Origin of the sequence: Variovorax sp. RO1 (assembly GCF_002849325.1) — a bacterium.
Lineage (GTDB): Bacteria > Pseudomonadota > Gammaproteobacteria > Burkholderiales > Burkholderiaceae_C > Variovorax.
The window spans coordinates 1,116,237-1,142,627 of the sequence record NZ_PKMT01000001.1; the positions used below are offsets into that span (position 1 = coordinate 1,116,237).

Here is a 26,391-nt window from a genome sequence, read left to right on the forward strand (position 1 = left end):
TTTTCAGGACACCCTCGACATGGCATCGATCAGCAGCATCGGCGTTGGCGCCAACCTTGACCTGGGCGCTTTGCTGACCCAGCTGCAGACGGCAGAAAACCAGCCGCTCGTGGCCCTGAAGGCCAAGCAGACCAGCTACAACAGCAAGCTCTCGGCCTACGGCACATTGCAAAGCGCGCTCACCGGTATCCAGTCTGCCGCCAAGAAGCTGGGCGACCCGGCGCTGTTCCAGGCCATCACCGGCACGCCGAGCGTGAGCGGCATCCTGGCCGCCAGCGGCACCGACCCGCGTTCGGCAGGCACCTATGCCATCGACATCTCGCAGCTCGCGCAGGCGCAGTCGGTCATCGCGAAGGGCCAGGCCAACACCACCACGTCGATCGGCAGCGGCAAGATCACCATCGACTTCGGCAAGGTGTCCGGCGGCACACTCGACCCGGTGACCGGGCAGTACACCGGTGCCACCTTCGACAAGGACACGACACGCGCGGCCAAGCCGATCACCATCGACGCCAGCAACAACACGCTGGGCGGCATCCGCGATGCGATCAACGCGGCCAACGCGGGCGTCTCGGCCACCATCGTGAACGACGGCAGCGGCACGCCCAACCGGCTGGTGCTCACCTCCACGCAGACCGGCGAAACCTCGGCCATGCGCATCTCGGTGGACGGCGACGCCGCGCTGCAGAACCTGCTGAACAACGACCCCGCCGGCACGCAGAACCTGCAGCAGACCGCGGCGGCGCAGAACGCGAAGCTCACCGTCAACGGCATCGCTGTCACCAGCACGACCAACTCGGTGACCGACGCCATCCAGGGCACCACGCTCACGCTGGTGCAGACGGGCAAGCTCAACCTCGTGATGAAGGCCAGCACGACGGCGGTGAAGACGGCCATCACCGATTTCGTGAAGGCCTACAACGCGCTGCAGAGCACCGCGAAGTCACTCACGGCCTTCGACGCCGAAGCCGAGACGGCCGCGCCGCTGGTGGGTGACTCGACCTTGCGCAACCTGCAGACGCGCATCCGCCAAGCGCTCACGAGCCCGCAGCCCGGCGGTGCGAACGACCTGAAGGTGCTCACGTCGATCGGCATCTCGTTCCAGAAGGACGGCACGCTGGCCATCGACAACGACAAGCTCGACAAGGCGATCGACACCAACCTGGAAGGCGTGTCGAAGCTCTTTGCCAGCGGCACCGGCAGCACCACCGGCTACGGCAAGCAGCTGACCGCGGTGATCGACGACCTCACGGGCAGCAAGGGCGCGCTCAAGGCCGCCACCGACGGCGTGACGACCTCGCTCAAGCAGCTCGACACCCAGTACACCGCGATGAAGGAGCGCGCCGACGCGACCGTGGAGCGCTACCGCAAGCAGTTCGTGCAGCTGGACGTGGCGATGAGCAGCATGAACAACACGCTGAAATACCTCGCGCAGCAGTTCGACGCGATGAACGCCAGCAAGGGCTGAGGACAGGACACCCCATGTACAGCTCTCACCACTCCCGCACCGGCGCCGGCGTCTACGCGCGCGTCGGCATCGAGACGCGCGCCATGAGCGCGTCGCCGCTGCAGCTCATTCACATGCTGTTCGACGGCGCGAAGACCGCCATCGGCGCGGCGCGCCTGCACATGGCAGCCGGCGACATCGGCGCCAAAGGGCAGGCGATTTCGAAGGCGATCAACATCGTCGACAACGGCCTGAAGGCCAGCCTCGACGCCGAAGCGGCCGGCGAGGCCGGCACCCAAATCGTCGGCAACCTGTCGTCGCTGTACGACTACGTCGTGCAACGCCTGCTGCTGGCCAACCTGCGCAACGACGTGCAGGCGCTGGACGAGGCCGACCGCCTGCTCGACCACCTGGCTTCCGCTTGGCGGGAGATCGACGACAGGCCTTCCAACTGATGATGCAGAGCGTGACCTGGGGGCAGGAACAGATGGCCGTGCGCAGCGAGATCGTTCATTGCTACGAGCAGCTGGCCGCGTGCATCTCGACGATGCTGGCGCTGGCCCGTGCAAAGGATTGGGGGCAACTGCCCGAGCTGGAGGCGCGGTGTTCGGCGTCGGTCGAGCGCCTGAAGGCGATCCAGCCGCTGGCGTCGCTGGAGCCCGCACAGCGCGACCTCGTGCTGCGCCTGCTCGAGCGCATCTGCACCGAGCAGGCCGAGCTGTCGGGGCTCATCAAGCCGCAGCTCGACGACCTGATCCGCCGCATGGATTCGCTGAACCACCAGAAGAACCTGGGCAAGGCCTACGGCCTCGCGCACTGACGCGAACCGACAGGACAACACCACCGTGGCCATGCTGGGACTCACCGGACTGATCGATGCACTGATGGCCGCGCGCCTCACGCCGCGGCTGGACCTGCTCGGCCTCAAGCCGGAGACCACGGTGGGTGCGCCCGGTGCGGCGATGGCCGTGCCGAAGACGGCGAACGATGTGCGCCTGCCTTCGCGAGCGGCGCTGGACCGGCTGGTGCCGTCGGGTGCGTCCGGTGGTGATGTGGCTGCGCCTTCGGCTGGCGGTGCGCCGGCTTCGATCGACACCCGCCTGTCGGTGGCCGCGCGCGTGATCGGCGCGGTGCTGGCCGACCTGCAGGCCGAGCCCGGGCCGGTGCGTGGTGAGGCGCCGTTGTTGCTGCCCGTGGCGCGGCAAGGCGCGAACACCGCAGCACTCGCGGGAACGCTGGCACAGACGGTGTCGGACAGCGGACTTTTCTACGAATCGCACCTCGCCGAGTTCGCTGCGGGAACCCGCACGTTGGCGCAGATGGCGCGGGAGCCGCAGGCGCGTTGGGCGAGTCCGATGATGGTGGCGACATTGGTAACAGCAGGGCAGGGCGTGGTGGCCGCTGCGACGGCGTTGGCGGTGGCTGATGGTGCGACCCCGCCCGCGCTGAATGCAGCGGCGCGGGCCGGCGCGCCGGAATCTGAAATCGCGCAACCTGCGCGTGTCGTCGCGCGAAGCGAGACCGTCGCCGCTCCCGCACTGGATGCGGCGCGCGTGCAAGCGGCTTACGGTGTGTCCGATGCTGAGCCGGAAATGCCCGTGCCCCGCATCGCAGAACAAGCACGCGCCGCGTTCGATGTCGCCAACACACCCGCCCCACGCGGCGCCGAAGTGATCCACCCGCAAGCCGTCACCGTCGTGCATCAACAGCTCGACCTGCTGGCCAGCGCCGCCTTCCGATGGAACGGCCAGGCCTGGCCCGAGGTGCCGATGGCGTGGGCCATCGAGGAAGAGCAAGCCAAGCCCGGCGCACGCGAAGGCGAGCCATCCGACGAAGAAAACGCGCGCCGCTGGTCGACCACCGTGTCGCTCGTGCTGCCGCGCTTGGGCGAAGTCGATCTGCGCCTGAGCCTCAGCGGCCCGACCGTGCAGGCGCACCTGCATGCGCGCGAAGACAGCACCGTGGCCCGCTTGCGCGGCGACGCCGGCCGACTCGCGCAACGCTTCGAAGCCGTGGGCCTTCAGCTGCAGCAGTTGCAGGTCACGGCGAAGGACGCTGCATGACCGACGACCTTCGCAATCGCCACAGCGCCGTCGTGCTCTCACATGCAGACACGCGCAAGGCGCCCGTCGTGGTCGCCAAGGGCTATGGCGTGGTGGCCGAATCGATCATGCGCGAGGCGCGCGCGCACGGGCTCTATGTGCATGCGTCGGCTGACCTCGTGAAGCTGCTGATGCAGGTCGACCTCGACCGCCAGATTCCGCCGCAGCTGTACCAGGCGGTCGCGGAAGTGATGGCCTGGATTCACCGGCTGGAAGGCGGCGCCGAGGCTGCGGCGCCTTGATGGCCTGCTCTTCTATGGAAAGTCATTGATCTATTGAGGGATTTAAATAACCCGCCCGCCGATTAACGCCGGACGGCGCTCGATAGTCTTTTTAAATTCAATTGGCGAGATGATTGCCAATGCCGGAATACACACGCCAGTAACAATTGCTTGCGCTGCCTGAGCACTCGCACGCACCGTGCATGAAACCGATTCCCTAGAGGGAAGGTCGGGCTTTCCCGTCGACCGTCCATTTAACTTTTTGGGCTACTTTGTCTTCTAAGTGTAAATAAGTGTGTATATAATGTATACATGTTGGATTGGACGGCGGAGTCGACATGGAATCGGAAATGGAAGTAGACGTGGAAAATTGCAATGTCAACGCAGGCGGTGTGATTTCGAAGGAAATCGGCGAGATCAATCTGGCCTACATGCTGCTCGCGCAGAAGCTGGTGAAACGGGACCGGGCCGAGGCCATGTTCCGCCTCGGCGTGGGGCGCGAGCTGGCCGATCTGCTCATGAACATGTCGCTCAGCCAGATCGTGAAACTGGCCGCGTCCAACTTCCTGCTGTGCAGCTTTCGCCTGGACGACCGGCCCATGTTTGCCGTGGTCGGCGAGGGCAAGGAGTCGGCGCTGCAGCAGGCCCACATGTCGATCCTGATGAGCGCGCGCCAGGCCCAGGCCCAGGCCCAAGCCCACGCCCACACCCAGCCGCAGATGCGCAAAGCGGGTTCGGCCAGCGCATGACTGCCAAGAGCATCCTGGGCGAGGTCCGGCAGGTGCAGCTCGCGGTCGAGCTCATCGGCCTGGGTGCGCGCCTGCAGTTCCTGGAGGCCGTGGTCGCGCTGAGCCGCGAGCGGCTGATCCGCCTGTACAAGGAGCTCAAGGGCGTCTCGCCGCCCAAGGGCCTGCTGCCGTTTTCTACCGACTGGTACATGACCTGGCTGGCCAACATCCACTCGTCGATGTTCTACAACATCTACCGCTTCATGCGCGACGAGGCCGGCGAGGACGAACTGCCCGCGCTCATCAAGGCCTACCGCCTGTACACCGAGCAGGTCGAATCGCAAGGCAGCGAGGTCGTGCTCGACTTCACGCGCGCCGAGACCATGGTGCGTTTCTTCGACAGCGACATGCTGCAGCTCAGCCCGTGCAGCCGCTGCGGCGGCCACTTCGTGGCGCATGCGCACGACCACAAGCACGGCTATGTGTGCGTGCTGTGCCGCCCGCCATCGCGCGCGGGCAAGGCGCGCAAGCCCAAGCTCGCGCCCGTGCGCCGCACCGGCCTCATCGCCGGTGGCCCGGTGCTCGACATCGGCGGCGCCGTCTCGTGAAAGTGCCCCGGCGCCCGGCGCGGGTTTTTTGTTTTGGACGCCTCAGGGCATAGGGGAAGCGCGTGCTGGTTCTGTTGGGATATCTGGTGGTGATCGGCGCCGTCTTCGGCGGCTACGGCCTCATGGGCGGCCACTTCGGCGTGCTGTTCCAGCCCGTGGAGCTGCTCATGATCGGCGGCTCCGCGCTCGGCGCATTCATTGCGGGCAACAACGGCAAGACCATCAAGGCGACCATCCGGGAGTTGCCGCTGCTGCTGCGTTCGTCCAAGCACAACCGCCAGCTCTACATGGACCTGCTGGCGCTCTTGTACGAGCTGCTCGCCAAGGCCCGCAAGGAGGGCATGATGAAGCTCGAGTCCGACGTGGAAGCGCCGGCGCAGAGCGAAATCTTCAGCCGCTACCCGACCATCCTGGCGCACGAGGGCATCACCGTGTTCCTGTGCGACTACCTGCGCCTGGTCATCAGCGGCAACACCGACGCGCACGAGATCGAGGCCCTCATGGACCACGAGATCGAGACGATCCGCCACGAGGCCGCCGTGCCCGGCCACAGCCTCTCGCGCGTGGGCGACGCGCTGCCCGCGCTGGGCATCGTCGCGGCCGTGATGGGCGTGGTGCATGCGCTGGGCTCGGCCCATCTGCCGCCGTCTGAAATGGGCGCGCTCATTGCGCACGCCATGGTCGGCACCTTCCTGGGCGTGCTTCTGGCCTACGGCTTCGTGTCGCCGCTGGCCTCGCTGATCGAGCAGAAGGTCGAAGAGGCCATGAAGGTCTATCAATGCGCCAAGGTCACGCTGCTGGCCAGCCTGAACGGCTACGCGCCGCAGCTGGCCGTGGAGTTCGGCCGCAAGGTGCTGTTCTCGACCGAGCGTCCGTCCTTCACCGAGCTGGACGACCACGTCCGCGAAGTCAAGGCGCGCTGATCTTCAAACCGCCATGAGCGACGCGAAGCCCCGCATCATCATCAAGCGCGCCCACGGCGGCGGGCATGGCGGCGGCCATGCGGGCGGCGGCTGGAAGATTGCCTATGCCGACTTCATGACGGCCATGATGGCCTTCTTCCTCGTCATGTGGCTGCTGTCGATTTCGAGCCCGAAGCAGCGCGAAGGCATTGCCGAGCACTTTCGCATGCCGCTGCGCGTGGCGCTGGCCGGCGGCGACAAGAGCAGCATGAGCACCAGCATGATCCCCGGCGGCGGCGCCGACGTGATGCACGCCGAAGGCGAAGTGCGGCACACCGAGGCCGACAGCGAAGACGCGGCCGACGCGAGCCGCCTGGCCGAGATGAAGAAGAAGCTCGACGAACTCATCGAGAAGAGCCCGGTGTTCCAGCAGTTCCGCTCGCAGATCCTCATCGACATCACGACCGAAGGCCTGCGCCTGCAGATCGTGGACAGCGAGAACCGCCCGATGTTCGAGCTGGCCAGCGCCCGCGTGGTGCCGCACATGCGCGCCATTCTTCGCGAGCTGGCGCCGGTGCTCAACGGCCTGCCCAACAAGCTCACGCTGTCGGGCCACACCGACGCCATCGTCTACACCAACGACCGCGCGTACGGCAACTGGGAGCTCTCGGCCGACCGCGCCAACGCCTCGCGCCGCGAGCTGGTCACGGGCGGCATGACCGAGGACAAGGTGCTGCGCGTGATCGGCCTGGCCGACAGCATGCACCTGGACCGCGCCGACCCGCGCAACCCCATCAACCGCCGCATCAGCATCATCCTGCTGAACCACCGCACGCAGGAGCGCATCGAGCGCGAGAACAGCAACGACGCCGGCGCCACGCGCATCGGCCTGCAGCCGCCGGCTGCGCAGGCCCGCACGGCGGCGGGACACACGGCGGGATAACAAGAACAAGGAAGCGGCCGCGCGCGTGAGCGTGGGCCCCGGAGCACCACAGATGGACCTCAGTCAATTCACCCAGGCCTTCTTCGTCGAAGCCATCGAGCTGCTGGCGGAGATGGAGCAGCTGCTGCTCGACCTCGACGTCGAGGCGCCCGACGGCGAGCAGCTCAATGCCATCTTCCGCGCGGCGCACTCGATCAAGGGCGGCGCGGCCACCTTCGGTTTCACCGCCTTGACCAACACCACGCACGTGCTCGAAACGCTGCTGGACAGGGCCCGCCACGGGCAGCTGCACCTGAGCGCTCCGATGATCGATGCCTTTCTGGAAACGAAGGACGCCTTGCAAGAACAACTCACCGCCTACCAGGCCGGCAAGGAGCCGGACGCCGAGAGGGTCGCCCACATCTGCGGCGTGCTGCAGCAGCTGGCAATGGAGAACAACCACGCCGCAGCGCCCGCGCCGATTCCCGCGCCCGCACCGGCGCCCGTCGTTCAAGCCGCTGCGCCGAGCGACGAAGGCGGCAGCGACGGCGTGCTCGTCATCCGCTTCGCGCGCCTGTCCGACAGCGAGTGCGACCTGCTCGCCGGTGAGTTGACCAACCTCGGCACCGTGCTGACGCGCACGCGCAGCAACGACCAGCTGACCGTGCGGCTCGCGACCACCTGCGACCCTGACGACATCGTGGCCGTGTGCTGCTTCGTCATCGACGAATCGCAGATCGACATCACGCGCGAAGTGGCCGACGTTGCCGCACCCGTGGTCGAAGTTGCAGAACCCGTCGTGCAACCACCCGCCGCACCGGCCCCTGCACCGGCCGCCGCCGCACCCGCACCGGCCGGTGCCAAGGAATCCAGCTCCATCCGTGTCGACGTCGAGAAGGTCGACCAGCTCATCAACCTCGTGGGCGAACTCGTCATCACGCAGTCGATGCTCACGCAGGCCGCGACCGTGCTCGACCCCGTGGCCTACGAGCGCTTTCTGAGCGGCCTGGGCCACCTGGAGCGCAACGCGCGCGACCTGCAGGAATCGGTGATGTCGATCCGCATGATGCCGATGGACTACGTGTTCAGCCGCTTCCCACGTGTGATCCGCGACGTGAGCGCCAAGCTCGGCAAGCAGGTTCGCCTGGACACCTACGGCAAGGAGACCGAACTCGACAAGGGGCTCATCGAACGCATCGTCGATCCGCTCACGCACCTCGTGCGCAACAGCCTGGACCACGGCATCGAGGCCCCCGAGGTGCGCCTGGCCAAGGGCAAGGACGCCACCGGCCAGCTGCTGCTGTCGGCGCAGCACCACGGCGGCAACATCGTGATCGAGGTGAGCGACGACGGCGCGGGCCTGAACCGCGAGCGCATTCTCGCCAAGGCACGCCAGCAAGGCCTGCCGGTGAACGACGCCATGCCCGACGAAGAGGTGTGGCAGCTGATCTTCGCGCCCGGCTTCTCCACGGCCGAGCAGGTCACCGACATCTCGGGGCGCGGCGTGGGCATGGACGTGGTCAAGCGCAACATCCAGGAGATGGGCGGCCACGTCGAGATTCATTCGCGCGGCGGCCAGGGCACGTCGACGCGCATCGTGCTGCCGCTCACGCTCGCCATCCTCAACGGCATGTCGGTGCGCGTGGGCAGCGAGGCGTACATCCTGCCGCTGAGCTACGTGATCGAGTCGCTGCAGCCGCTGCCGGAGCACCTGCATTCCATCACCGCCGACGGCCACGTGATCCGCGTGCGCGGCGAGTACCTGCCGCTCATCGAGCTGCACCGCGTGTTCGACGTGGCCGGCGCGCAGACGCAGCCCACGCAAGGCATCCTCGTGATCGTGCAGGCCGACGACAGCCGCTTCGCGCTGCTGGTCGACGAACTGCTCGGCCAGCACCAGGTGGTGGTGAAGAACCTGGAGACCAACTACCGCAAGGTGCCGGGTATCTCGGCCGCCACCATCGTGGGCGACGGCAGCGTGGCGTTCATCGTCGACGTGGGCGCGATGCCGCGCATCCAGCGCGCGCAGGCCGCGAGCGCAGCGGCGCTGGCCGGTGCCGCACGCCGCAGCACCGACGCATTCGCGTCCTGAACCGATTCACTCGACGGACGGCCGCATGAGGTTCGATTTCTTCCGGCGCCCCGGCGTCGATGGCAACGGCTTGCCCGCCGAGGCAATGCCCCCCATGGCACCCGCAGTCGGCGCGGACGGCCACGTGGCCTACGCCATGCTGCTCGACGGCAAGCGCCGCGTGGTCGGCTACCGCATGGCCTGGCGCGCGGCCGGGCAGGGCACCGATGCCGGCGCGGCAGCCGGCGTCAAGGCGCTCATGGACACGCTGGGCCTGCACCTGAACCCCGGCGGCCACGGCTGGCTGCTGGGCGGGCAGATGGTGTTCGTCGACGTCACGGTCGATGCGCTGTTCCAGAGCGAGCTGCAGTCGCTGCCGCCGCGCAACGTCGTGCTGTGCATGAAGGCCGACGAGCTGATGGACGCCGACATGCGCTCCATCCTGCTGTTCCTGCGTGAGCAGGGCTTCGGCTTCATGCTGTGCGGCGCTGCTGCATTGCCTGACGACGACGAGTTGCGCGCCATCGTCACGCACCGCGAGGTGGCGCCCGCCGACCTGGCGGCCATGTCGCCCGCAGGCCCGGCGCCCATCGCCGCGCGCGTGGCGAACTGGTCCGAGTTCGAGGCCTGCGCCGCACGCGGCGTGCAGGTGTTCGTCGACGGCGCCGTGCGCCTACCGCCAGCGCGCGACAGCGCCGACGCACTGCAGCCCGAGTCGCAGCTCATCGTGCATCTGATGCAGATGATCCTGCGCAACGAAGACGTGCGCGCCATCGAGGGTGCGCTCAAGCACGACGTCGCGCTCACCTACCGGCTGCTGCGCTACATCAACTCGCCCTCGGTCGGCCTGGCGGTCGAGATCCACTCGCTGCGCCATGCGGTCGCCATGCTCGGCTACTCGCCGCTGTACCGCTGGCTGTCGCTGCTGCTGGCCACCAGCAACAAGGTCAGCTCGCCCTTCATGATGAAGAAGGCGATCCTGCGCGGGCGTTTTGTCGAGCTGATGGGGCAGGGCATGCTGCCGCCCAGCGAGGCCGACAACCTGTTCGTCGCGGGCATGTTCTCGCTGCTCGACCAGCTGCTCGGCGTGCCGATGGAAGGCGTGCTGCGCAAGGTGCAGCTCACCGAGGCCGTGCAGCAGGCGATTCTTTCGCGCAGCGGCGTCTACGGCCCCTTCGTGGCGCTGGCCGAAAGCTGCGAGACCGACGACGGCCGTGCGGCGCGGCTGTCGGAGGCGCTCTTTTTGAGTGCCGCGCAGGTCAACGCCGCGCAGCTGTCGGCGCTGGTGTGGGCGCTCGACGCCGGCCCGGCCGTGACCGCGCCGCCTGCCTGACCTCCGGAAATGCAGGGCTTTTGCGCGTCTGATCGACCGATTGGAAACGGCGGTTGCTGTGACCATTGAAAGTCACGCTTCCAGGCTGGCTGTGACGACCGAGTTCCTTTTTACCGACCACGATTTCTCCAGAATCCGGACCCTCATCCATCGCCGCGCCGGCATCGCCCTGGGCGAGCAGAAGCGGCAGATGGTGTACAGCCGGCTGTCGCGGCGCCTGCGCGAGCTGCAGGTGCCCGCGTTCGCGTCGTACCTGGACCAGCTCGAGGCGCGCCACGACGGCGACGAGTGGCAGCTGTTCATCAACGCGCTTACCACCAACCTGACCTCGTTCTTTCGCGAGGCGCATCACTTTCCCACGCTCGGCGCGCACGTGCGCAAGATGACCGCCCCGATCACCGTCTGGTGCGCCGCCGCCTCGACGGGCGAGGAGCCGTACTCGATCGCCATCACGCTGATGGAAGCGCTGGGCGACCGCGCCGGCTCGGCCCGCGTCATCGCCAGCGACATCGACACGGCCGTGCTGGCCAAGGCCGCGACCGGCGTCTTCACCACCGAACAGGTGCGGCGCCTGTCGCCCGAACGGCTGCGGCGCTTCTTCAACAAGGGCACCGGCACCAACGCCGGCAAGGTGCGCGTGCGCCCCGAGGTCGCCGCGCTGGTGAAGTTCTCGCGCGTCAACTTGCTGGACAGCACCTGGGCGGTGAAGGAGCCGGTGGACGCGATCTTCTGCCGCAACGTGATGATCTATTTCGACAAGCCGACGCAGAAGAAGGTGCTCGACCGTTTTGCGCCGCTGCTCAAGCCGGGCGGCCTTTTGTTCGCCGGCCATTCCGAGAACGCGTCGCTCGTCAACCCGGCCTTTCGTCCGCTGGGGCAGACGGTGTACGAGCTTTCGCGCACGCCGGGCCTTGCATGAGCCTGGCGAGCCACCATTACTTCGACCGCGATGTCGGACGCATGGCCGTGAAGCTGCTGCCCTCCGAGTACTACGTGACCACCGACCACACCGTGCTGAGCACCGTGCTCGGCTCCTGCGTGGCCGCCTGCCTGCACGACGCGCAGGCGGGCGTGGCCGGCATGAACCACTTCATGCTTCCCGACGACGGCGAGCCCGGTGCCGGCTCGATGCGCTACGGCGCCTACGCCATGGACGTGCTGGTGCGCGAGCTGGTGCGTGCGGGTGCGCGGCGCGAGCGGCTGCAGGCCAAGGTGTTCGGCGGCGGCGCCGTGCTGGCCGGCATGACCACGCTGAACATCGGCGACCGCAACGCCGACTTCGTGCTGCGCTATCTGGAGGCGGAACGCATCGAGGTGGCAGCACAAGACCTGCGCGGACCGCACGCGCGCCGCGTGTGCTTTCTGCCCGAGAGCGGCAAGGCCGTGGTGCGCCGCCTGCGCGCGCAGACCGAGGTGCTGCGGGTGCGCCGCGACGAAGGCGAGCTGCTGCGCCGGCTGTCGGTGCCCGGCCTGCCGCACGAGATCGACAGAACCAAAGGAAGCCGGTGAGCCTGCCAAGCAAGAAGAAGATCAAGGTGCTCTGCGTCGACGATTCGGCGCTGATCCGCAGCGTGATGAGCGAGATCATCAACAGCCAGCCCGACATGACCGTGGTCGGTACCGCGGCCGACCCGCTGGTGGCGCGCGACCTCATCAAGGTCACGAACCCCGACGTGCTCACGCTCGACGTGGAAATGCCGCGCATGGACGGCCTGGAGTTTCTCGAGAAGCTCATGCGCCTGCGGCCGATGCCGGTGGTCATGGTGTCGTCGCTCACCGAGCGTGGCTCGGAGATCGCGCTGCGTGCGTTGGAGCTGGGCGCCATCGACTTCGTGACCAAGCCGCGCCTGGGCGTGCGCGACGGTTTGCTGAACTACACCGAACTCATCGCCGGCAAGATCCGCACGGCGGCCAGCGCGCGGCTGCTGCCCGCCCGGCCCGCGGCCACCGCAGCGCGCCCCGCCCACGAGGCCGCGCCCGAGGCGCTGCTGCGCAGCCCGCTGCTGAGCACCGAGAAGCTGCTCATCATCGGCGCCTCCACCGGCGGCACCGAGGCCATCCGCGAGGTGCTGCAGCCGTTGCCGCCCGACGCGCCCGCGGTGCTCATCGCGCAGCACATGCCGGCCGGCTTCACGCGCTCCTTCGCGCAGCGGCTGGACGGCCTGTGCCGCATCCGCGTGAAGGAGGCGGAGCAGGGCGAGCGCGTGCTGCCGGGCCATGCCTACATCGCGCCGGGCGGCTTTCACCTGTCGCTCGCACGCAGCGGGGCCAACTACGTGGCGCACCTGGACCAGGAGCCGCCCGTGAACCGCCACCGGCCGTCGATTGACGTGCTGTTCGATTCGGCCGCGAAGCACGCGGGCAAGAACGCCATCGGAATCATCCTCACCGGCATGGGCAAGGACGGTGCCGAGGGCCTGCTGCGCATGCGGAGCGCAGGCGCGCACACGCTGGCGCAGGACGAGGCCAGCTGCGTGGTTTTCGGCATGCCGCGCGAGGCGGTGGCGCTGGGCGCGGTGGACGAGGTGTCACCCCTGAACGAGATCAGCCGCCGTGTGATGGCGCACCTTCGCACGTTCGGTGAACGTGCGAACCGGGTTTGACGAGTTTGAATAACGACCTGTGGAGTTGGAAACATCGTGATCGATAAGAGCATCAAGATTCTGGTTGTGGATGACTTCCCGACCATGCGGCGCATCGTGCGCAACCTGCTGAAGGAGCTGGAGTTCCTCAACGTCGACGAGGCCGAGGACGGCGTGGCCGGCCTGGAGAAGCTGCGCGGCGGCAACTTCGGCTTCGTGGTGTCCGACTGGAACATGCCGAACATGGACGGCCTGACCATGCTGCAGACCATCCGCGCGGACCCCGAGCTGAAGAAGCTGCCGGTGCTGATGGTCACGGCCGAGGCGAAGAAGGAAAACATCGTCGCGGCGGCGCAGGCCGGCGCCAACGGCTACGTGGTGAAGCCTTTCACCGCGGCGACGCTGGAAGAGAAGATCACGAAGATCTTCGAGAAGCTGGCCAAAGAGGCGGCCTGAAATTTCGAGGTGTGTACGGGCTTCCTTCAGGGCGGCGCTCCCGCCGACGGGGAGCCTTGCTCCGCGAATGTCCCCCGGGGCTTCGCCCCTCCTCCTTGATTTCGCTGCGCAAGGCACCCCATCGACGTGAGCGTCATGCGCATTGGTCGTTGATCGGCGAGCACCAGCGGCGTGCCCCGTGCTCAGGGCACTGGGTGCTTCCCGCAGCGAAATCAAGGAGGAGGGCGAAGCCCGGGGGACATTCGCGGAGGGAAGTACCCGGTGGCCTGTGCACGCACCCTGAAAGAACAACAGCAGCGCACAACGCAATGGACAACTGACATGAACGACAACGCCCCGGAACCCGCCAACACCACCGAAGAACTGCTCGGTCGCATCGGCCACCTCACGCGCCAGCTGCGCGAAGGCCTGCGCGAGCTGGGCCTGGACAAGCAGGTGGCCAAGGCCGCGCAGGCCATCCCCGATGCGCGCGACCGCCTCAACTACGTGGCGGCCACCACCGAGCGCGCGGCCCATCGCGCGCTCAACGCCATCGACGTCGCGCAGCCGTTGCAGGAAGCACTGGCCACCGACGCCAAGGCCCTGACGCAGCGCTGGGACCAGTGGTTCGAGAACCCGATCGAACTCGACCATGCGCGCGAGTTGGTGCTCGACACGCGCGGCTACCTGAGCGAGGTGCCGCAGCGCGCCAGCGCCATCAACACGCAGCTCATGGAGATCCTGATGGCGCAGGACTTCCAGGACCTCACGGGCCAGGTCATCAAGAAGATGATGGAAGTCGTCAACGACGTCGAGACGCAGCTGCTGCAGGTGCTCATCGACAACTCGCCGCCCGAGAAGCGCCACGAGGCCGCGCAGAGCCTGCAGAACGGACCGCAGGTGAAGGCCGGCAACCCCGACGCCGTGACCGACCAGTCGCAGGTCGACGACCTGCTGGAGAGCCTCGGCTTCTGAGCCTTTCCGGAGCCGCTTGATTGGCCGAATTGCAGGGCGATACCGGCCCTGATCGGGCGATTGTTCCGAACCACCGGATTCAATAATTTGGGTCTGGGCAAGGCGTACTTCGCCAGTGCTGGTTCGGAGCATGAATGGCTGAGGAAAGCGATCTCGAGAAAACGGAACCCGCCTCCGAGCGGCGCCTGGAGAAGGCGCGCGAGGAAGGCAACGTGGCCCGTTCGCGCGAGCTCACCACCTTCGTCATGCTCGCCACCGCGAGCGCCGGCCTGTGGTTCGCGGCGGAGTCGCTCGGCGCGAGCATGAGCGGCGCGCTGCGCCACGGCCTGCAGTTCGACCGTGCCAGCGCCTTCGACCCCGCGCACATGCTCTCGCAGAGCGGTCTCATGGTGCTGCAGGCACTCGTTGCCATCGGACCGCTGTTCGCCATGATGGTGGTGGCCGCCGTGGCCGCGCCGCTGATGCTCGGCGGCTGGATGTTCTCCGGCAAGGCCGTGGCACCGAACTTCGGAAAACTCAATCCGCTGGCCGGCATCGGCCGCATGTTCTCGGCGCAGGCACTGGCCGAGCTCGTGAAGGCGCTCGCCAAGTCGGCGCTGATCGGCGGTGTGGCGTGGTGGGTCATCGTGGACGACATCGAGTCCGTGATGGCGCTCATGTCGCAGCCCGCGCAGGAGGCGCTGCCGCATGCGCTGGTGCTGGTGGCCAAGCACTGCGCGCTGATCGCCGCCACGCTCTTTCTCGTCGCGCTCGTCGACGTGCCGTTTCAGCTCTGGAACTACTACCGCAAGCTGCGCATGTCGCGCGAAGACGTGCGCCAGGAGCACAAGGAAAGCGAAGGCGATCCGCACATCAAGGCGCAGATCCGCCGGCAACAACAGCAGATGGCGCGCCGCCGCATGATGGCCGAGGTGCCCAAGGCCGACATCGTGCTCACCAACCCGATGCACTTCGCCGTGGCGCTGCAGTACCTGGACAGCGACATGCGCGCACCGCGCGTGGTCGCCAAGGGCACCGAGCTGGTGGCCGCGCGCATCCGCGAACTGGCGAAGGAACACAAGGTCGCGATCCTCGAAGCGCCGCCGCTCACGCGCGCGCTGTATCGGCACACGAAGCTGGGCGAGGAGATTCCGGCGGGCCTGTACACGGCCGTGGCCGAGGTGCTGGCGTGGGTGTACCAGCTCAAGCGCTGGAACAGCGAAGGCGGTGAGGCGCCGCGCACGCCGACCGACCTGCCGGTGCCGGCCGATCTGCAGTACTCGCCGGCGGCCGCATGAGCGCCGCGCCGGGCCGCCCCAAGCAAGCTCGCACCGCAGTGCGAAGCACGGAGGTAATTCATTGACCGCGTTGAACGACCTGATGCGCCTGCCGGCGCGGATGTTCTCCGGCTCGCACGTGAAGGGGCTTGCGGGCCCGATCCTCATCATCCTCATCCTGAGCATGATGGTGCTGCCGCTGCCGCCCTTCCTGCTCGACCTGCTGTTCACCTTCAACATCGCGCTGTCGGTGATGGTGCTGCTGGTGAGCATGTACACCATGAAGGCGCTGGACTTCGCGGCCTTCCCGGCCGTGCTGTTGTTTTCGACATTGCTGCGCCTGTCGCTCAACGTGGCCTCCACGCGCGTGGTGCTGATGCACGGCCACACCGGGCCCGATGCGGCCGGCAAGGTGATCGAGGCTTTCGGCCACTTCCTCGTGGGCGGCAACTTCGCGGTGGGCGTGATGGTGTTCATCATCCTCGTGCTCATCAACTTCATGGTGATCACCAAGGGCGCGGGCCGCATCGCCGAGGTGGGCGCGCGTTTCATGCTCGACGCGATGCCGGGCAAGCAGATGGCGATCGACGCCGACCTCAACGCCGGCCTGATCGGTGAAGAGGTCGCCCGCAAGCGCCGCGCCGAAGTCGCGCAAGAGGCCGACTTCTACGGCTCGATGGATGGTGCCAGCAAGTTCGTGCGCGGCGACGCGATCGCGGGCCTGCTCATCATGGTCATCAACATCATCGGCGGCCTGGTGGTCGGCATGGTGCAGCACGGGCTCGACTTTTCCACGGCCGGCAAGACCTACACGCTGCTGGCCATCGGCGACGGCCTGGTGGCGCAGATTCCGGCGCTGGTGATCTCGACCGCGGCCGGCGTGATCGTGTCGCGCGTGACCACCGACGAAGACGTGGGCAGCCAGCTCACGGGCCAGCTCTTTTCCAACCCGCAGGTGCTGTTCCTCACGGCCGGCATCGTCGGCCTGCTGGGCATGATCCCGGGCATGCCGAACCTGGCCTTCCTGCTGATCGCGGGTGGGCTGGTGTGGCTCGGTCGGCGGCTGGTGCAGCGCAAGCCGCAGGAGGCGGCGAAGCAGGCCGCAGCCGCTGCAGCGGCGCAAGGTGCGGCGGGCGTGCCGGCCGCGGCCGAGCAGGCCGAAGCCACCTGGGACGACGTGGCGATGGTCGATCCGCTGGGCATGCAGGTCGGCTACCGGCTGATTCCGCTGGTGGACCAGTCGCAGCAGGGCGAGCTGCTGGGCCGCATCAAGAGCATCCGCAAGAAGATCGCGCAGGAGCTGGGCTTTCTCGTGCCGGTGGTCCACATCCGCGACAACCTGGAGATCAAGCCCAACGCCTACGTCATCAGCCTGAAGGACGTGGAGATCGGCCGCGGCGAAGCCTTCCCGAACCAGTGGATGGCGATCAACCCCGGTCAGGTGACGGGCTCGCTGACGGGCACGCCCACGCGCGACCCGGCCTTCGGCCTGGAGGCCACCTGGATCGACGGCAGCCTGCGCCAGCAGGCGCAGGTGTACGGCTACACCGTGGTCGATGCCTGCACCGTGATGGCCACGCACCTGAATCACCTGATCCACACCCACGCGGCCGAGCTGCTGGGCCGCCAGGAAGTGCAGCAGCTGCTCGACCAGATCGCCAAGACCGCGCCCAAGCTCACCGAAGACCTGGTGCCCAAGGTGCTGTCGCTGAGCACGCTGCACAAGGTGCTGCAGAACCTGCTCGACGAAGAAGTGCCGATCCGCGACATGCGCACCATCCTCGACGTGATGGCCGAGCACGCGCCCACGGTGAAAGACCCGACCGAGCTCACCACGCTCACGCGCCTGGCGCTGGGCCGCGCCATCACGCAGCAGCTGTTCCCGGGCGACGAGGAGATGCAGGTGATCGGCCTGGACGGCTCGCTCGACAGCGTGCTGCAGCAGGCCCTGAACAACAGCAGCGGCATCGAGCCGGGCATTGCCGACAACCTGCTCAAGCAGGCGCAGGCCGCCATCGTGCGCCAGGAGCAGATGGGGCTGGCGCCGGTGCTGGTCGTGCAGCACGCGCTGCGCGTGCTGCTGTCGCGCTTCCTGCGGCGCAGCCTGCCGCAGCTGAAGGTGCTCTCGCACGCCGAGATTCCTGACGCCCGGACCATCAAGATCACCGCCGCCATTGGAGGACGAGCCGTTTGAATCCACAGACTGACGCGCGCGATGTGCGCACCACCGCACGCAAATTCGTCGCGGCCACCGGCCGCGAGGCCCTGCGCCTGGTGCGCGAATCGCTCGGCGCCGAGGCCATCGTGCTCACGCACCGTGCCACCGCGCAGGGCGTCGAGATCGTCGCCATGGCCGAGGGCGACGTGCAGGAGACGGTGCAGGCCGCTGTGCCCGCCGTTGCGCCTGCGGCCCCCGCATCCGCTGACCCCACCGTGCTCAGCGAACTCCATTCGATGCGCGGAATGATCGAGGAACAGCTCGCCAGCGTCGTCTGGAGCGACAGCCAGCGCCGCGACCCGGTGCGTGGGCGACTGCTGCGCACGCTGCTCGGCGCGGGCTTCAGCGCGCGCCTGTCGAAGGCCATGCTCGAGAAGCTGCCCACGGGCCAGAGCTACGCCGACGGCATGGCATTCGTGCGTTCCGAACTCGTGCGCGCGGTGCCGGTGCATGAAGACGAAGACGCGCTGTTCGCGCAGGGCGGCGTCTATGCCTTGATGGGCCCGACCGGCGTCGGCAAGACCACCACCACCGCCAAGCTGGCTGCACGCTGCGTGATGCGCTTCGGCGCCGACAAGCTCGCGCTGGTCACCACCGACAGCTACCGCATCGGCGCCTACGAGCAGCTGCGCATCTACGGCCAGATCCTCAACGTGCCGGTGCATGCCGTGAAGGACGCGGCCGACCTGCAGTTGGTGCTGCACGACCTGCGCGACCGCCACATGGTGCTCATCGACACCGTCGGCATGAGCCAGCGCGACCGCGCCGTGCCCGAACAGATCGCCATGCTCGGCAGCAGCCAGCGGCCGGTGAAGCGGCTGCTGCTGCTCAACGCCACGAGCCACGGCGACACGCTCAACGAGGTGGTGCACGCCTACCGCCAGGGCCATGCGCTGGCGGGTTGCATCTTCACCAAGGTCGACGAGGCCACGCATCCGGGTGCGCTGATCGACACCGTGATCCGCCACCGCCTGCCGGTGCACTACATCTCGGGCGGCCAGAAGGTGCCCGAGAACCTGCTGCGCGCCGACCGCGTGCAGCTGGTGGACAGCGTGTTCCAGCCGCGCCAGCACAGCCCGTTGTTCGTGCCGGCTGAAGCTGATCTGCCCGATGAGGCTGCGCCCTCGGCGCAGGCACAGGGCGAGACCGATCGCCTGCGCTTGCGCTACCAGAGCCTGATCCGTGCGATGGCGCATGACGCGCAGGAACTGGCGACGACGGCTGGCGCGCTGGCCGGTGCGCACATCGGCTTCGACGGTGCGCGCACGCTGTGGCGCCAGGCGGGTGACGAGGCCGTCGATGCCAAGGCCGTGCTGAACGACCTGTCGGCGTTCGCGCGCGGCGAGGTGGCGGTGGGTTGCGACACGCATGTGCTCGCACTGGCCGGGCAGGTGGGCCTGCGCGCGACCGACAGTGGCGACGCCTACGTGTGCCACGGCAGCCTGCTGCTGTCGGACCGAGGCGGCCTGCCGCTGGCCGCGCCGAACCAGTGGCTTTCGACGGCTGCGGCGCGCCAGTCGGCACAGCCGGGATCGCGTCAGGCCCAGTGGCTGCAGCAACAGGATTTCGGCAAGCGACTCGTGCATGTGCTGGGCAAGCCGCCGGCGGTCGAACAGATGCTGGCGTGGCAGGCCGAAGGCACGCAGTGGTTGGCGCGCGCGCCGGGCGCCACGGCCGTGACCGACGTGCGCACCGGCGCCGCGACCACGCTCGCGCGCCTGGCTTTCGCATTCGATGAAACGACGGAGCGGCCCGTGCGCTATCGCGGCAAGGCCGCGCTGCAATGCGAAGCGCAAGTCGAGGTGCTGCCGCGAACAGCCGTCGACCGCGACGCCATGCCCGCGCTGCGTTGCGTTGCCGTGCGCGTGGTCGATGCGCGCAGCCGCAAGCTGTTGTCGCAAACCTGCGTGCTCACCAACCTCGCTGCCGAGGTCGGTGCGCCGCAGCTCGCGCAATGGCAGGGCTGGGCCGCTGACGCCGAACCGTGCTTCCGCCTGCTGCGCGACGGCGTGCAGCTCGTGGGCGGCATGGGCGAACCCGGCGATCCGCACATGATGAAGCGCCTGCTCGTCGCCGGCCAGGTCACGACCACCGTGTGGCGCCTGCTGCAGGCCGAGGGCGAATGGGCCGACCGCACGCGCCTGCTGCTGGGCCAGCTCACGGGCCGCGCCCCGCGCGCCGGCCGCGCCATGACCGGCGGCGCGCTGTATGCGGGCGTGGGCAAGCTGTTCCTGCTGCTCGATGCACTGGGCACCGAATCGGCCGGGCCCGCTCAAGCGCCGCGCGCGCTGGAACGCCAGGGCTGAACGCCATGAACGCACGGGTCACGGACCAGGCCGACGGACTGCGGCGGTTGCTCGGGCAGGCGCCGGTGCGCGTTGTCGCCGTGGCGGGCATGGGCCCCGGCGCGGGCGCGACCACGGCCGCGATGAGTCTGGGCGCAGCGCTGGCGCAGCAGGGCAAGGACGTGCTGCTGCTTGATGAACACCACCCGACCGTGCGTTCGGTGTGCGATGTGTGGGCACTCGGTCCACGCGGAACGCTGGCCGATGTGACCGGGCGGCGGTTGCGCATCGACCAAGCCGCCGCCAGCGCGTTGTGCGGTGTGCAGGTGCTGCCCGCGTCACCTGGCGCGATCGTCGACCCGCGCACGCTGTGGCCGCGCGGCATCGTCCTCATCGATGCGGCCTTCGACGACGAAGGCCGCCTGTCGCCGCTGGCGGAAGCCGCCGACGAACTGCTGCTCGTGCTGCAGCCGCACCCGGAGGCCATCACCTCGGCCTACGCGGGCATCAAGCGCCTGCACCACGCGCATGCGCTGAAGCAGCTGCGCTTTCTGCTCAACGGCGTGGCCGATGTGGCGACCGCGCAGCAGGTCATGCACAACCTCGCGCAGGCCGCCAGCCGCTACCTCGCGCTGTCGCTGTTGCCCGTGGGCTGGGTGCGCACCGACCCTTGGCTGGCTGATGCGGCGCGGTTGCGCCAGACCGTGGTCGAGGCCTTTCCGGCCAGCGCGGCGGCGGTCGATTTCCGCGCCATCGCCGACGACATGGGCCGCTGGCCGTGGCGCACGCCCGCGCGGCCGGCGGTGTTCCCGCAGGCGCTCGCCGCCTGAGACACGACGACGAGGACGGACGGCCGTGTACACCGCACAGGGCACCATCGAGAAATCGCATCTGCTGGAACAGCACCAGCCGCTGGTGCGCCGCATCGCGCTGCAGATGATGGCGCGGCTGCCGGCCAGCGTGGAGCTGGACGACCTGATCCAGGCCGGCATGCTCGGCCTGCTCGATGCGTCGAGCCGCTACCAGGACCACCGCGGCGCCCAGTTCGAGACCTTCGTCAGCCAGCGCATCCGCGGCGCCATGCTCGACGAGCTGCGCGCCAGCGACTGGGGCTCGCGCGGGCTGCGCCAGTCGGCACGCGGCATCGAGAAAGCGATCCAGGCACTGGGCCACCGGCTGGGCCGCGCGCCCACCGAAGGCGAGATCGCGAAGGAGCTGAAGGTCGATCTGGACACCTACCAGTCGATGCTGCAGGACATCCAGGGCTGCCAGCTGCTGTACGTGGAAGACTTCGCCAAGGGCGACCCCGACAACCCCTTTCTCGACCTGCACGCGCAAGATGCGCGCAAGGGCCGCGGCCAGTTCGACGACCCGCTGGCGCGCCTGTTGGAGAGCGGCTTTCGCCACCAGCTGGTGGACGCCATTGGCGAGTTGCCCGAGCGCGACCAGTTGCTGCTCAAGCTCTACTACGAGGAAGAGCTGAACCTGCGCGAGATCGGCGCGGTGCTCGAGGTGAGCCAGTCGCGCGTCTGCCAGCTGCACGGCCAGGCGGTGAGCCGGCTGCGTGCGAAGCTGAAAGACGCGCTGTAGAAAGACTTAGCTGGCGTAGCGCGCGTCAAGCGCATCGAGCTCGGGCTTGCGCACCAGCCGCTGCCGCTCGGCGAAGGGAGCGACCAGCGACGGGTCTTCGTCCATGCGCCGTGTGTCGCGCAGCACCGTGAGCGCCTTCTGCATGCCGGCCAGCGCGCCCTGCAGCGCGGCGTTGGCGTACAGCACGATGCCGTAGCCGAGGCCGCCGAGTTCCTCGGCGCCGAAGATCGGTGTCTTGCCGCCGATCACCATGTTCATGAGTTGCGGCTTGTGCAGGCGCTGCGGCAGCGCACGGATCTCGTCGGCCGTGGTGACGGCTTCGACGAACAGGATGTCCGCGCCGGCCTCGCTGAACTTCTGTGCGCGCTCGATCGCAGCCTCGAAACCCAGCGTCGCGGCCGCGTCGGTGCGGGCCATGATGAGCAGGTCGGGGTCGGTGCGGGCATCGACGGCGGCCTTGATCTTGTTGACGGCTTCCTCGGTGGAGATCACCTCCTTGCCCGAGAAATGGCCGCAGCGCTTGGGCGCGACCTGGTCCTCGAACTGGATGCAGTCGGCGCCCGCGCGCTCCAGCACGCGCACCGTGTGGCGCACGTTCAGCGCGTTGCCGAAGCCGGTGTCGGCATCGACGATCAGCGGCAGGTTCACCGCGTCGCGGATGCGCGCCGTGTGGTCGGCGATCTCGTGCAGGCCCATGAAGCCCTGGTCGGGCAGGCCGAACCACATGTTGGTGACGCCCGCGCCGGTGACGTAAATGGCCTCGAAGCCCAGGTCTTCGATGACACGCGCCGACAGCGCGTTGAAAGCGCCCGGCACCAGCACGCCGCGGCGGGCCTCGGCCAGGGAACGGAGGGTCTTGCGAGTCGACATCGAAATTTCCTGTGAATGAATCTGAAAGCTCAAAGGGTGTCGCCGGGCACACGGACCCAGCCTTCCATCAGCACGCGCGCACTGCGGCTCATGACGGCCTTGGTCACCTGCCATTCGCCATCGACCTGGCTGGCCTGCGCGCCCACGCGCAAGGTGCCCGAGGGATGACCGAAGCGCACGGCCTCGCGCGCACCACCGCCGGCCGCGAGGTTCACCAGCGTGCCGGGAATGGCGGCGGCCGTGCCGATGGCCACGGCCGCCGTGCCCATCATGGCGTGGTGCAGCTTGCCCATCGACAGCGCGCGCACGAGCAGGTCGATGTCGCCGGCCGTGACGGCCTTGCCGCTCGAGGCGGTGTAGCCCGCCGGCTTGGCCACGAAGGCGACCTTGGGCGTGTGCTGGCGGCTGGCCGCTTCGTCGAGCGTGCGGATGAGGCCCATGCGCAGCGCACCGTGCGCGCGGATGGCCTCGAAGCGGGCGAGCGCGGCGGCGTCGCCATTGATCGCGTCCTGCAGTTCGGTGCCGGTGTAGCCCAGGGCGTCGGCGTTCACGAAGACGGTGGGGATGCCGGCGTTGATCATCGTGGCCTGCAGCGTGCCGATGCCGGGCACGTGCAGATCGTCGACGAGGTTGCCGGTCGGGAACATCGCGCCGCCCGCGCCGTCTTCTTCGGCGGCGGGGTCCATGAACTCGAGCTGCACCTCGGCCGCAGGAAAGGTCACACCGTCGAGTTCGAAGTCGCCGGTCTCCTGCACCGCACCGCCGCTGATCGGCACGTGCGCGACGATGGTCTTGCCGATGTTGGCCTGCCAGATGCGCACGACGGCCACGCCCTCGCGCGGCACGCGTGCCGCATCGATGAGGCCGTTGCTGATCGCGAACGGCCCGACAGCCGACGACAGGTTGCCGCAGTTGCCGCTCCAGTCGACAAAGGGCCGGTCGATCGACACCTGGCCGAACAGGTAGTCCACGTCGTGGTCGGGCCGGCTGCTCTTCGAGAGGATGACGGTCTTGCTGGTGCTCGAGGTCGCGGCGCCCATGCCGTCGATCTGCTTGCCGTAGGGGTCGGGGCTGCCGATCACGCGCAGCAGCAGCGCGTCGCGCGCCTTGCCCGGCACCTGCGCGGCCTCGGGCAGGTCCTGCAGGCGGAAGAACACGCCCTTGCTGGTGCCGCCGCGCATGTAGGTGGCGGGGATCTTGATCTGCGGAATGTGCGGCATCGTCAGTCGGCTTTCGTGGCGGCGAGGAAGTCTTGCGCAAAGCGCTGCAGCACCCCGCCGGCTTCGTAGATGGAGACCTCTTCGGCGGTGTCGAGGCGGCAGGTCATGGGCACCTCGAGCCGTTCGCCGCTCTGGCGGTGCACGACCAGCATGAGGTCGGCGCGCGGGGTGCGCTCGCCGGTCACATCGTAAGTCTCGGTGCCATCCAGGCCCAGCGTGAGGCGGTTCGTGCCGGGCTTGAATTCGAGCGGCAGCACGCCCATGCCGATCAGGTTGGTGCGGTGGATGCGCTCGAAGCCTTCGGCCGCAATGGCTTCGACGCCGGCCAGCCGCACGCCCTTGGCGGCCCAGTCGCGCGACGAGCCCTGGCCGTAGTCGGCACCGGCCACGATGATCAGCGGCTGCTTGCGCCCCATGTAGGTCTCGATGGCCTCCCACATGCGCATCACCTCGCCCTCGGGCTCCACGCGCGCCAGCGAACCGGCGCGCACCGTGCCGTCGGCCTTGCGCACCATCTCGTTCTTCAGCGTGGGGTTGGCGAAGGTGGCGCGCTGCGCCGTGAGGTGGTCGCCGCGGTGGGTGGCGTAGGAGTTGAAGTCTTCCTCGGGCAGGCCCATGCGGTGCAGGTACTGGCCGGCGGCACTGTCGAGCAGGATCGCGTTCGACGGCGACAGGTGATCGGTCGTGATGTTGTCCGGCAGGATCGCCAGCGGCCGCATGCCCGTGAGCGTGCGTTCGCCGGCGAGCGCGCCTTCCCAGTACGGAGGGCGGCGGATGTAGGTGGAGGCGGGGCGCCAGTCGTACAGCGGCGCCACCTTCTCGCCCGTGTCGGGCTGGATCGCGAACATCGGTTCGTACACCTGACGGAAGTGCGCGGGCTTCACGCTGGCCTTGACGATGGCGTCGATTTCTTCGTCGGTCGGCCAGAGGTCTTTGAGGCGGATCTCCTTGCCATCGACCACGGTGAGCACGTCCTTCTCGATGTCGAAGCGCACGGTGCCCGCAATCGCGTAGGCCACCACCAGCGGCGGCGAGGCCAGGAAGGCCTGCTTCGCATACGGGTGGATGCGCCCGTCGAAGTTGCGGTTGCCCGAGAGCACGGCGGTGGCGTACAGGTCGCGCTCCACTATCTCCTGCTGGATGGCCGGGTCGAGCGCGCCCGACATGCCGTTGCACGAGGTGCAGGCATAGGCCACCACGCCGAAGCCGAGCTGTTCGAGCTCGCGCATCAGGCCGGCATCTTCCAGATACAGCGTCACCGCTTTCGAGCCCGGCGCCAGCGAGGTCTTGACCCACGGCTTGCGCGCGAGGCCCACGCGGTTGGCGTTGCGCGCGAGCAGGCCCGCGGCGATCACGTTGCGCGGGTTGCTGGTGTTGGTGCAGCTGGTGATGGCCGCGATGACCACCGCGCCGTCGGGCATCTGGCCGGGCACGTCGTCCCACGGGGCGGCGATGCCGCGCGCCGCGAGGTCGGCGGTGGCCACGCGCGCATGCGGGTTCGACGGGCCGGCCATGTTGCGCACGACCGTCGAGAGGTCGAAGTGCAGCACGCGCTCGTATTCAACTTCGCTCAGCGTGTCGGCCCACAGGCCCGCCTGTTTCGCGTAGATCTCGACGAGGCGAACCTGCTGGTCGGCGCGGCCCGTGAGGCGCAGGTAGTCGAGCGTCTGCGTGTCGATGGCGAACATCGCGGCGGTGGCGCCGTATTCGGGCGCCATGTTGGAGATGGTCGCGCGGTCGCCCAGCGTGAGGCTGGCCGCACCTTCGCCGTGGAACTCGAGGTACGCGCCCACGACCTTCGCCGCGCGCAGGAACTCGGTGAGCGCGAGCACGACGTCGGTGGCCGTGATGCCCGGTTGCGGCCGGCCCGCGAGCCGCACGCCGACGATGTCGGGCAGCCGCATCCACGAGGCGCGGCCGAGCATCACGTTCTCGGCCTCGAGGCCGCCCACGCCGATGGCGACCACGCCCAGTGCATCGACGTGCGGCGTGTGGCTGTCGGTGCCGACCAGCGTGTCGGGGTAGGCCACGCCGTCTTGTGCATGCACGACGGGCGACATCCGCTCCAGGTTGATCTGATGCATGATCCCGTTCCCCGGCGGGATCACCTCCATGTTGCGGAAGGCCCGCTTCGTCCATTCGATGAAGTGAAAGCGGTCTTCGTTGCGCCGGTCCTCGATGGCGCGGTTCTTCGCGAAGGCATCGGGGTCGAAGCCGCCGCACTCCACCGCCAGCGAGTGGTCGACGATGAGCTGCACCGGCACCACCGGGTTCACCTGCGAGGGGTCGCCGCCCTGTTCGGCGATGGCATCGCGCAGGCCGGCCAGGTCGACCAGCGCGGTCTGGCCGAGGATGTCGTGGCAGACCACGCGCGCGGGGAACCACGGAAAGTCATGCTCGCGCCGGCGCAGGGCGAGCTGCGTGAGGCTCTGCACGAGGATCGCCGGGTCGCAGCGGCGCACGAGGTTCTCGGCATGCACGCGCGCGGTGTAGGGCATCGTGGCCCAGGCGCCAGCGCGGATCGCTTCGACGGCTTCGCGTGCGTCGAAGTAGTCCAGCGCGGTGCCGGGAAGGTTCTTGCGGTAGTCGGTGTTCATGGGGGCGCTTGTCACTCGGCACCTGCACG

Annotated in this window: 24 protein-coding genes; 21 read left to right on the forward strand and 3 right to left on the reverse strand. The window is 68.3% G+C overall.

Annotation, left to right across the window (positions count from 1 at the left end; genetic code table 11):
- The first annotated feature begins 19 nt into the window (after nt 1-19).
- The 21 genes from fliD (at nt 20) to CY658_RS05555 (ending at nt 21,675) form a co-directional block, all read left to right on the forward strand.
- Nucleotides 20-1,468: a flagellar filament capping protein FliD gene (fliD, locus tag CY658_RS05455; protein ID WP_101489204.1), complete on the forward strand. Its 1,449-nt coding sequence runs from the start codon at nt 20-22 to the stop codon at nt 1,466-1,468.
- 14 nt (nt 1,469-1,482) lie between these two features.
- Nucleotides 1,483-1,902 carry a flagellar export chaperone FliS gene (gene fliS, locus CY658_RS05460; protein ID WP_101489205.1) on the forward strand — a complete coding sequence of 140 codons (420 nt, stop codon included), beginning with the start codon at nt 1,483-1,485 and terminating at the stop codon, nt 1,900-1,902.
- Nucleotides 1,902-2,267, forward strand: coding sequence for a flagellar protein FliT (locus CY658_RS05465; protein WP_225616770.1), 366 nt, complete (start codon nt 1,902-1,904; stop codon nt 2,265-2,267). Before fliS ends, CY658_RS05465 begins: the two co-directional genes overlap by 1 nt.
- 31 nt (nt 2,268-2,298) lie before the next feature.
- Complete coding sequence (fliK, locus tag CY658_RS05470) at nt 2,299-3,510, forward strand: flagellar hook-length control protein FliK (protein WP_101489206.1); 1,212 nt, start codon at nt 2,299-2,301, stop codon at nt 3,508-3,510.
- The gene (locus CY658_RS05475; RefSeq protein WP_101489207.1) at nt 3,507-3,791 is read left to right on the forward strand and encodes an EscU/YscU/HrcU family type III secretion system export apparatus switch protein; all 285 of its coding nucleotides are present in this window, start codon (nt 3,507-3,509) and stop codon (nt 3,789-3,791) included. The genes fliK and CY658_RS05475 overlap by 4 nt, the downstream gene beginning before the upstream one ends.
- A 317-nt stretch (nt 3,792-4,108) precedes the next feature.
- The gene (flhD, locus tag CY658_RS05480) at nt 4,109-4,519 is read left to right on the forward strand and encodes a flagellar transcriptional regulator FlhD (RefSeq protein WP_374221088.1); all 411 of its coding nucleotides are present in this window, start codon (nt 4,109-4,111) and stop codon (nt 4,517-4,519) included.
- Nucleotides 4,516-5,106: a flagellar transcriptional regulator FlhC gene (flhC, locus tag CY658_RS05485; RefSeq protein WP_101489209.1), complete on the forward strand. Its 591-nt coding sequence runs from the start codon at nt 4,516-4,518 to the stop codon at nt 5,104-5,106. Before flhD ends, flhC begins: the two co-directional genes overlap by 4 nt.
- A gap of 62 nt (nt 5,107-5,168) precedes the next feature.
- The gene (motA, locus tag CY658_RS05490) at nt 5,169-6,029 is read left to right on the forward strand and encodes a flagellar motor stator protein MotA (RefSeq protein ID WP_099791973.1); all 861 of its coding nucleotides are present in this window, start codon (nt 5,169-5,171) and stop codon (nt 6,027-6,029) included.
- A 13-nt stretch (nt 6,030-6,042) separates the two neighbouring features.
- Complete coding sequence (gene motB / locus CY658_RS05495; protein WP_101489210.1) at nt 6,043-6,951, forward strand: flagellar motor protein MotB; 909 nt, start codon at nt 6,043-6,045, stop codon at nt 6,949-6,951.
- Between the two features lie 52 nt (nt 6,952-7,003).
- A complete protein-coding gene (gene cheA, locus CY658_RS05500; RefSeq protein WP_101489211.1) occupies nt 7,004-9,022 on the forward strand; it encodes a chemotaxis protein CheA in 2,019 nt (672 codons plus the stop codon).
- Between the two features lie 94 nt (nt 9,023-9,116).
- Entirely contained in the window at nt 9,117-10,334 is a 1,218-nt protein-coding gene (locus tag CY658_RS05505) for an EAL and HDOD domain-containing protein (protein WP_257884719.1), read from the forward strand.
- 58 nt (nt 10,335-10,392) lie between these two features.
- Complete coding sequence (locus tag CY658_RS05510; protein ID WP_374221089.1) at nt 10,393-11,253, forward strand: CheR family methyltransferase; 861 nt, start codon at nt 10,393-10,395, stop codon at nt 11,251-11,253.
- A complete protein-coding gene (cheD, locus tag CY658_RS05515) occupies nt 11,250-11,843 on the forward strand; it encodes a chemoreceptor glutamine deamidase CheD (RefSeq protein WP_101489214.1) in 594 nt (197 codons plus the stop codon). Before CY658_RS05510 ends, cheD begins: the two co-directional genes overlap by 4 nt.
- A gap of 2 nt (nt 11,844-11,845) precedes the next feature.
- Nucleotides 11,846-12,937, forward strand: a complete 1,092-nt coding sequence (locus CY658_RS05520; protein ID WP_101490240.1) for a protein-glutamate methylesterase/protein-glutamine glutaminase — start codon at nt 11,846-11,848, stop codon at nt 12,935-12,937.
- Nucleotides 12,938-12,976: 39 nt separating this feature from the next.
- A complete protein-coding gene (gene cheY, locus CY658_RS05525) occupies nt 12,977-13,372 on the forward strand; it encodes a chemotaxis response regulator CheY (protein ID WP_180288722.1) in 396 nt (131 codons plus the stop codon).
- Nucleotides 13,373-13,693: 321 nt separating this feature from the next.
- On the forward strand, nt 13,694-14,326 hold the full coding sequence (gene cheZ, locus CY658_RS05530) for a protein phosphatase CheZ (RefSeq protein ID WP_101489215.1): 633 nt from the start codon (nt 13,694-13,696) through the stop codon (nt 14,324-14,326).
- Nucleotides 14,327-14,460: 134 nt separating this feature from the next.
- Nucleotides 14,461-15,603: a flagellar biosynthesis protein FlhB gene (flhB, locus tag CY658_RS05535; RefSeq protein ID WP_101489216.1), complete on the forward strand. Its 1,143-nt coding sequence runs from the start codon at nt 14,461-14,463 to the stop codon at nt 15,601-15,603.
- A gap of 61 nt (nt 15,604-15,664) precedes the next feature.
- Nucleotides 15,665-17,776 (forward strand): flagellar biosynthesis protein FlhA, encoded by a 2,112-nt coding sequence (gene flhA, locus CY658_RS05540; protein ID WP_101489217.1) that lies wholly within the window; start codon nt 15,665-15,667, stop codon nt 17,774-17,776.
- Nucleotides 17,773-20,106, forward strand: coding sequence for a flagellar biosynthesis protein FlhF (gene flhF / locus CY658_RS05545; RefSeq protein ID WP_101489218.1), 2,334 nt, complete (start codon nt 17,773-17,775; stop codon nt 20,104-20,106). Before flhA ends, flhF begins: the two co-directional genes overlap by 4 nt.
- Before the next feature lie 5 nt (nt 20,107-20,111).
- Nucleotides 20,112-20,915 carry a MinD/ParA family ATP-binding protein gene (locus CY658_RS05550; protein WP_101489219.1) on the forward strand — a complete coding sequence of 268 codons (804 nt, stop codon included), beginning with the start codon at nt 20,112-20,114 and terminating at the stop codon, nt 20,913-20,915.
- Nucleotides 20,916-20,940: 25 nt separating this feature from the next.
- Nucleotides 20,941-21,675, forward strand: a complete 735-nt coding sequence (locus tag CY658_RS05555) for an RNA polymerase sigma factor FliA (RefSeq protein ID WP_101489220.1) — start codon at nt 20,941-20,943, stop codon at nt 21,673-21,675.
- A gap of 6 nt (nt 21,676-21,681) precedes the next feature.
- Here CY658_RS05555 and CY658_RS05560 read toward each other — a convergent pair whose 3' ends face one another.
- The 3 genes from CY658_RS05560 to acnD are packed head-to-tail and all read right to left on the reverse strand — an operon-like array spanning nt 21,682 to nt 26,362.
- Nucleotides 21,682-22,545, reverse strand: coding sequence for an isocitrate lyase/PEP mutase family protein (locus tag CY658_RS05560; protein ID WP_095744092.1), 864 nt, complete (start codon nt 22,543-22,545; stop codon nt 21,682-21,684).
- Between the two features lie 29 nt (nt 22,546-22,574).
- Complete coding sequence (gene prpF, locus CY658_RS05565) at nt 22,575-23,765, reverse strand: 2-methylaconitate cis-trans isomerase PrpF (RefSeq protein ID WP_101489221.1); 1,191 nt, start codon at nt 23,763-23,765, stop codon at nt 22,575-22,577.
- A gap of 2 nt (nt 23,766-23,767) precedes the next feature.
- Nucleotides 23,768-26,362: a Fe/S-dependent 2-methylisocitrate dehydratase AcnD gene (acnD, locus tag CY658_RS05570; RefSeq protein WP_101489222.1), complete on the reverse strand. Its 2,595-nt coding sequence runs from the start codon at nt 26,360-26,362 to the stop codon at nt 23,768-23,770.
- Between the last annotated feature and the right edge of the window lie 29 nt (nt 26,363-26,391).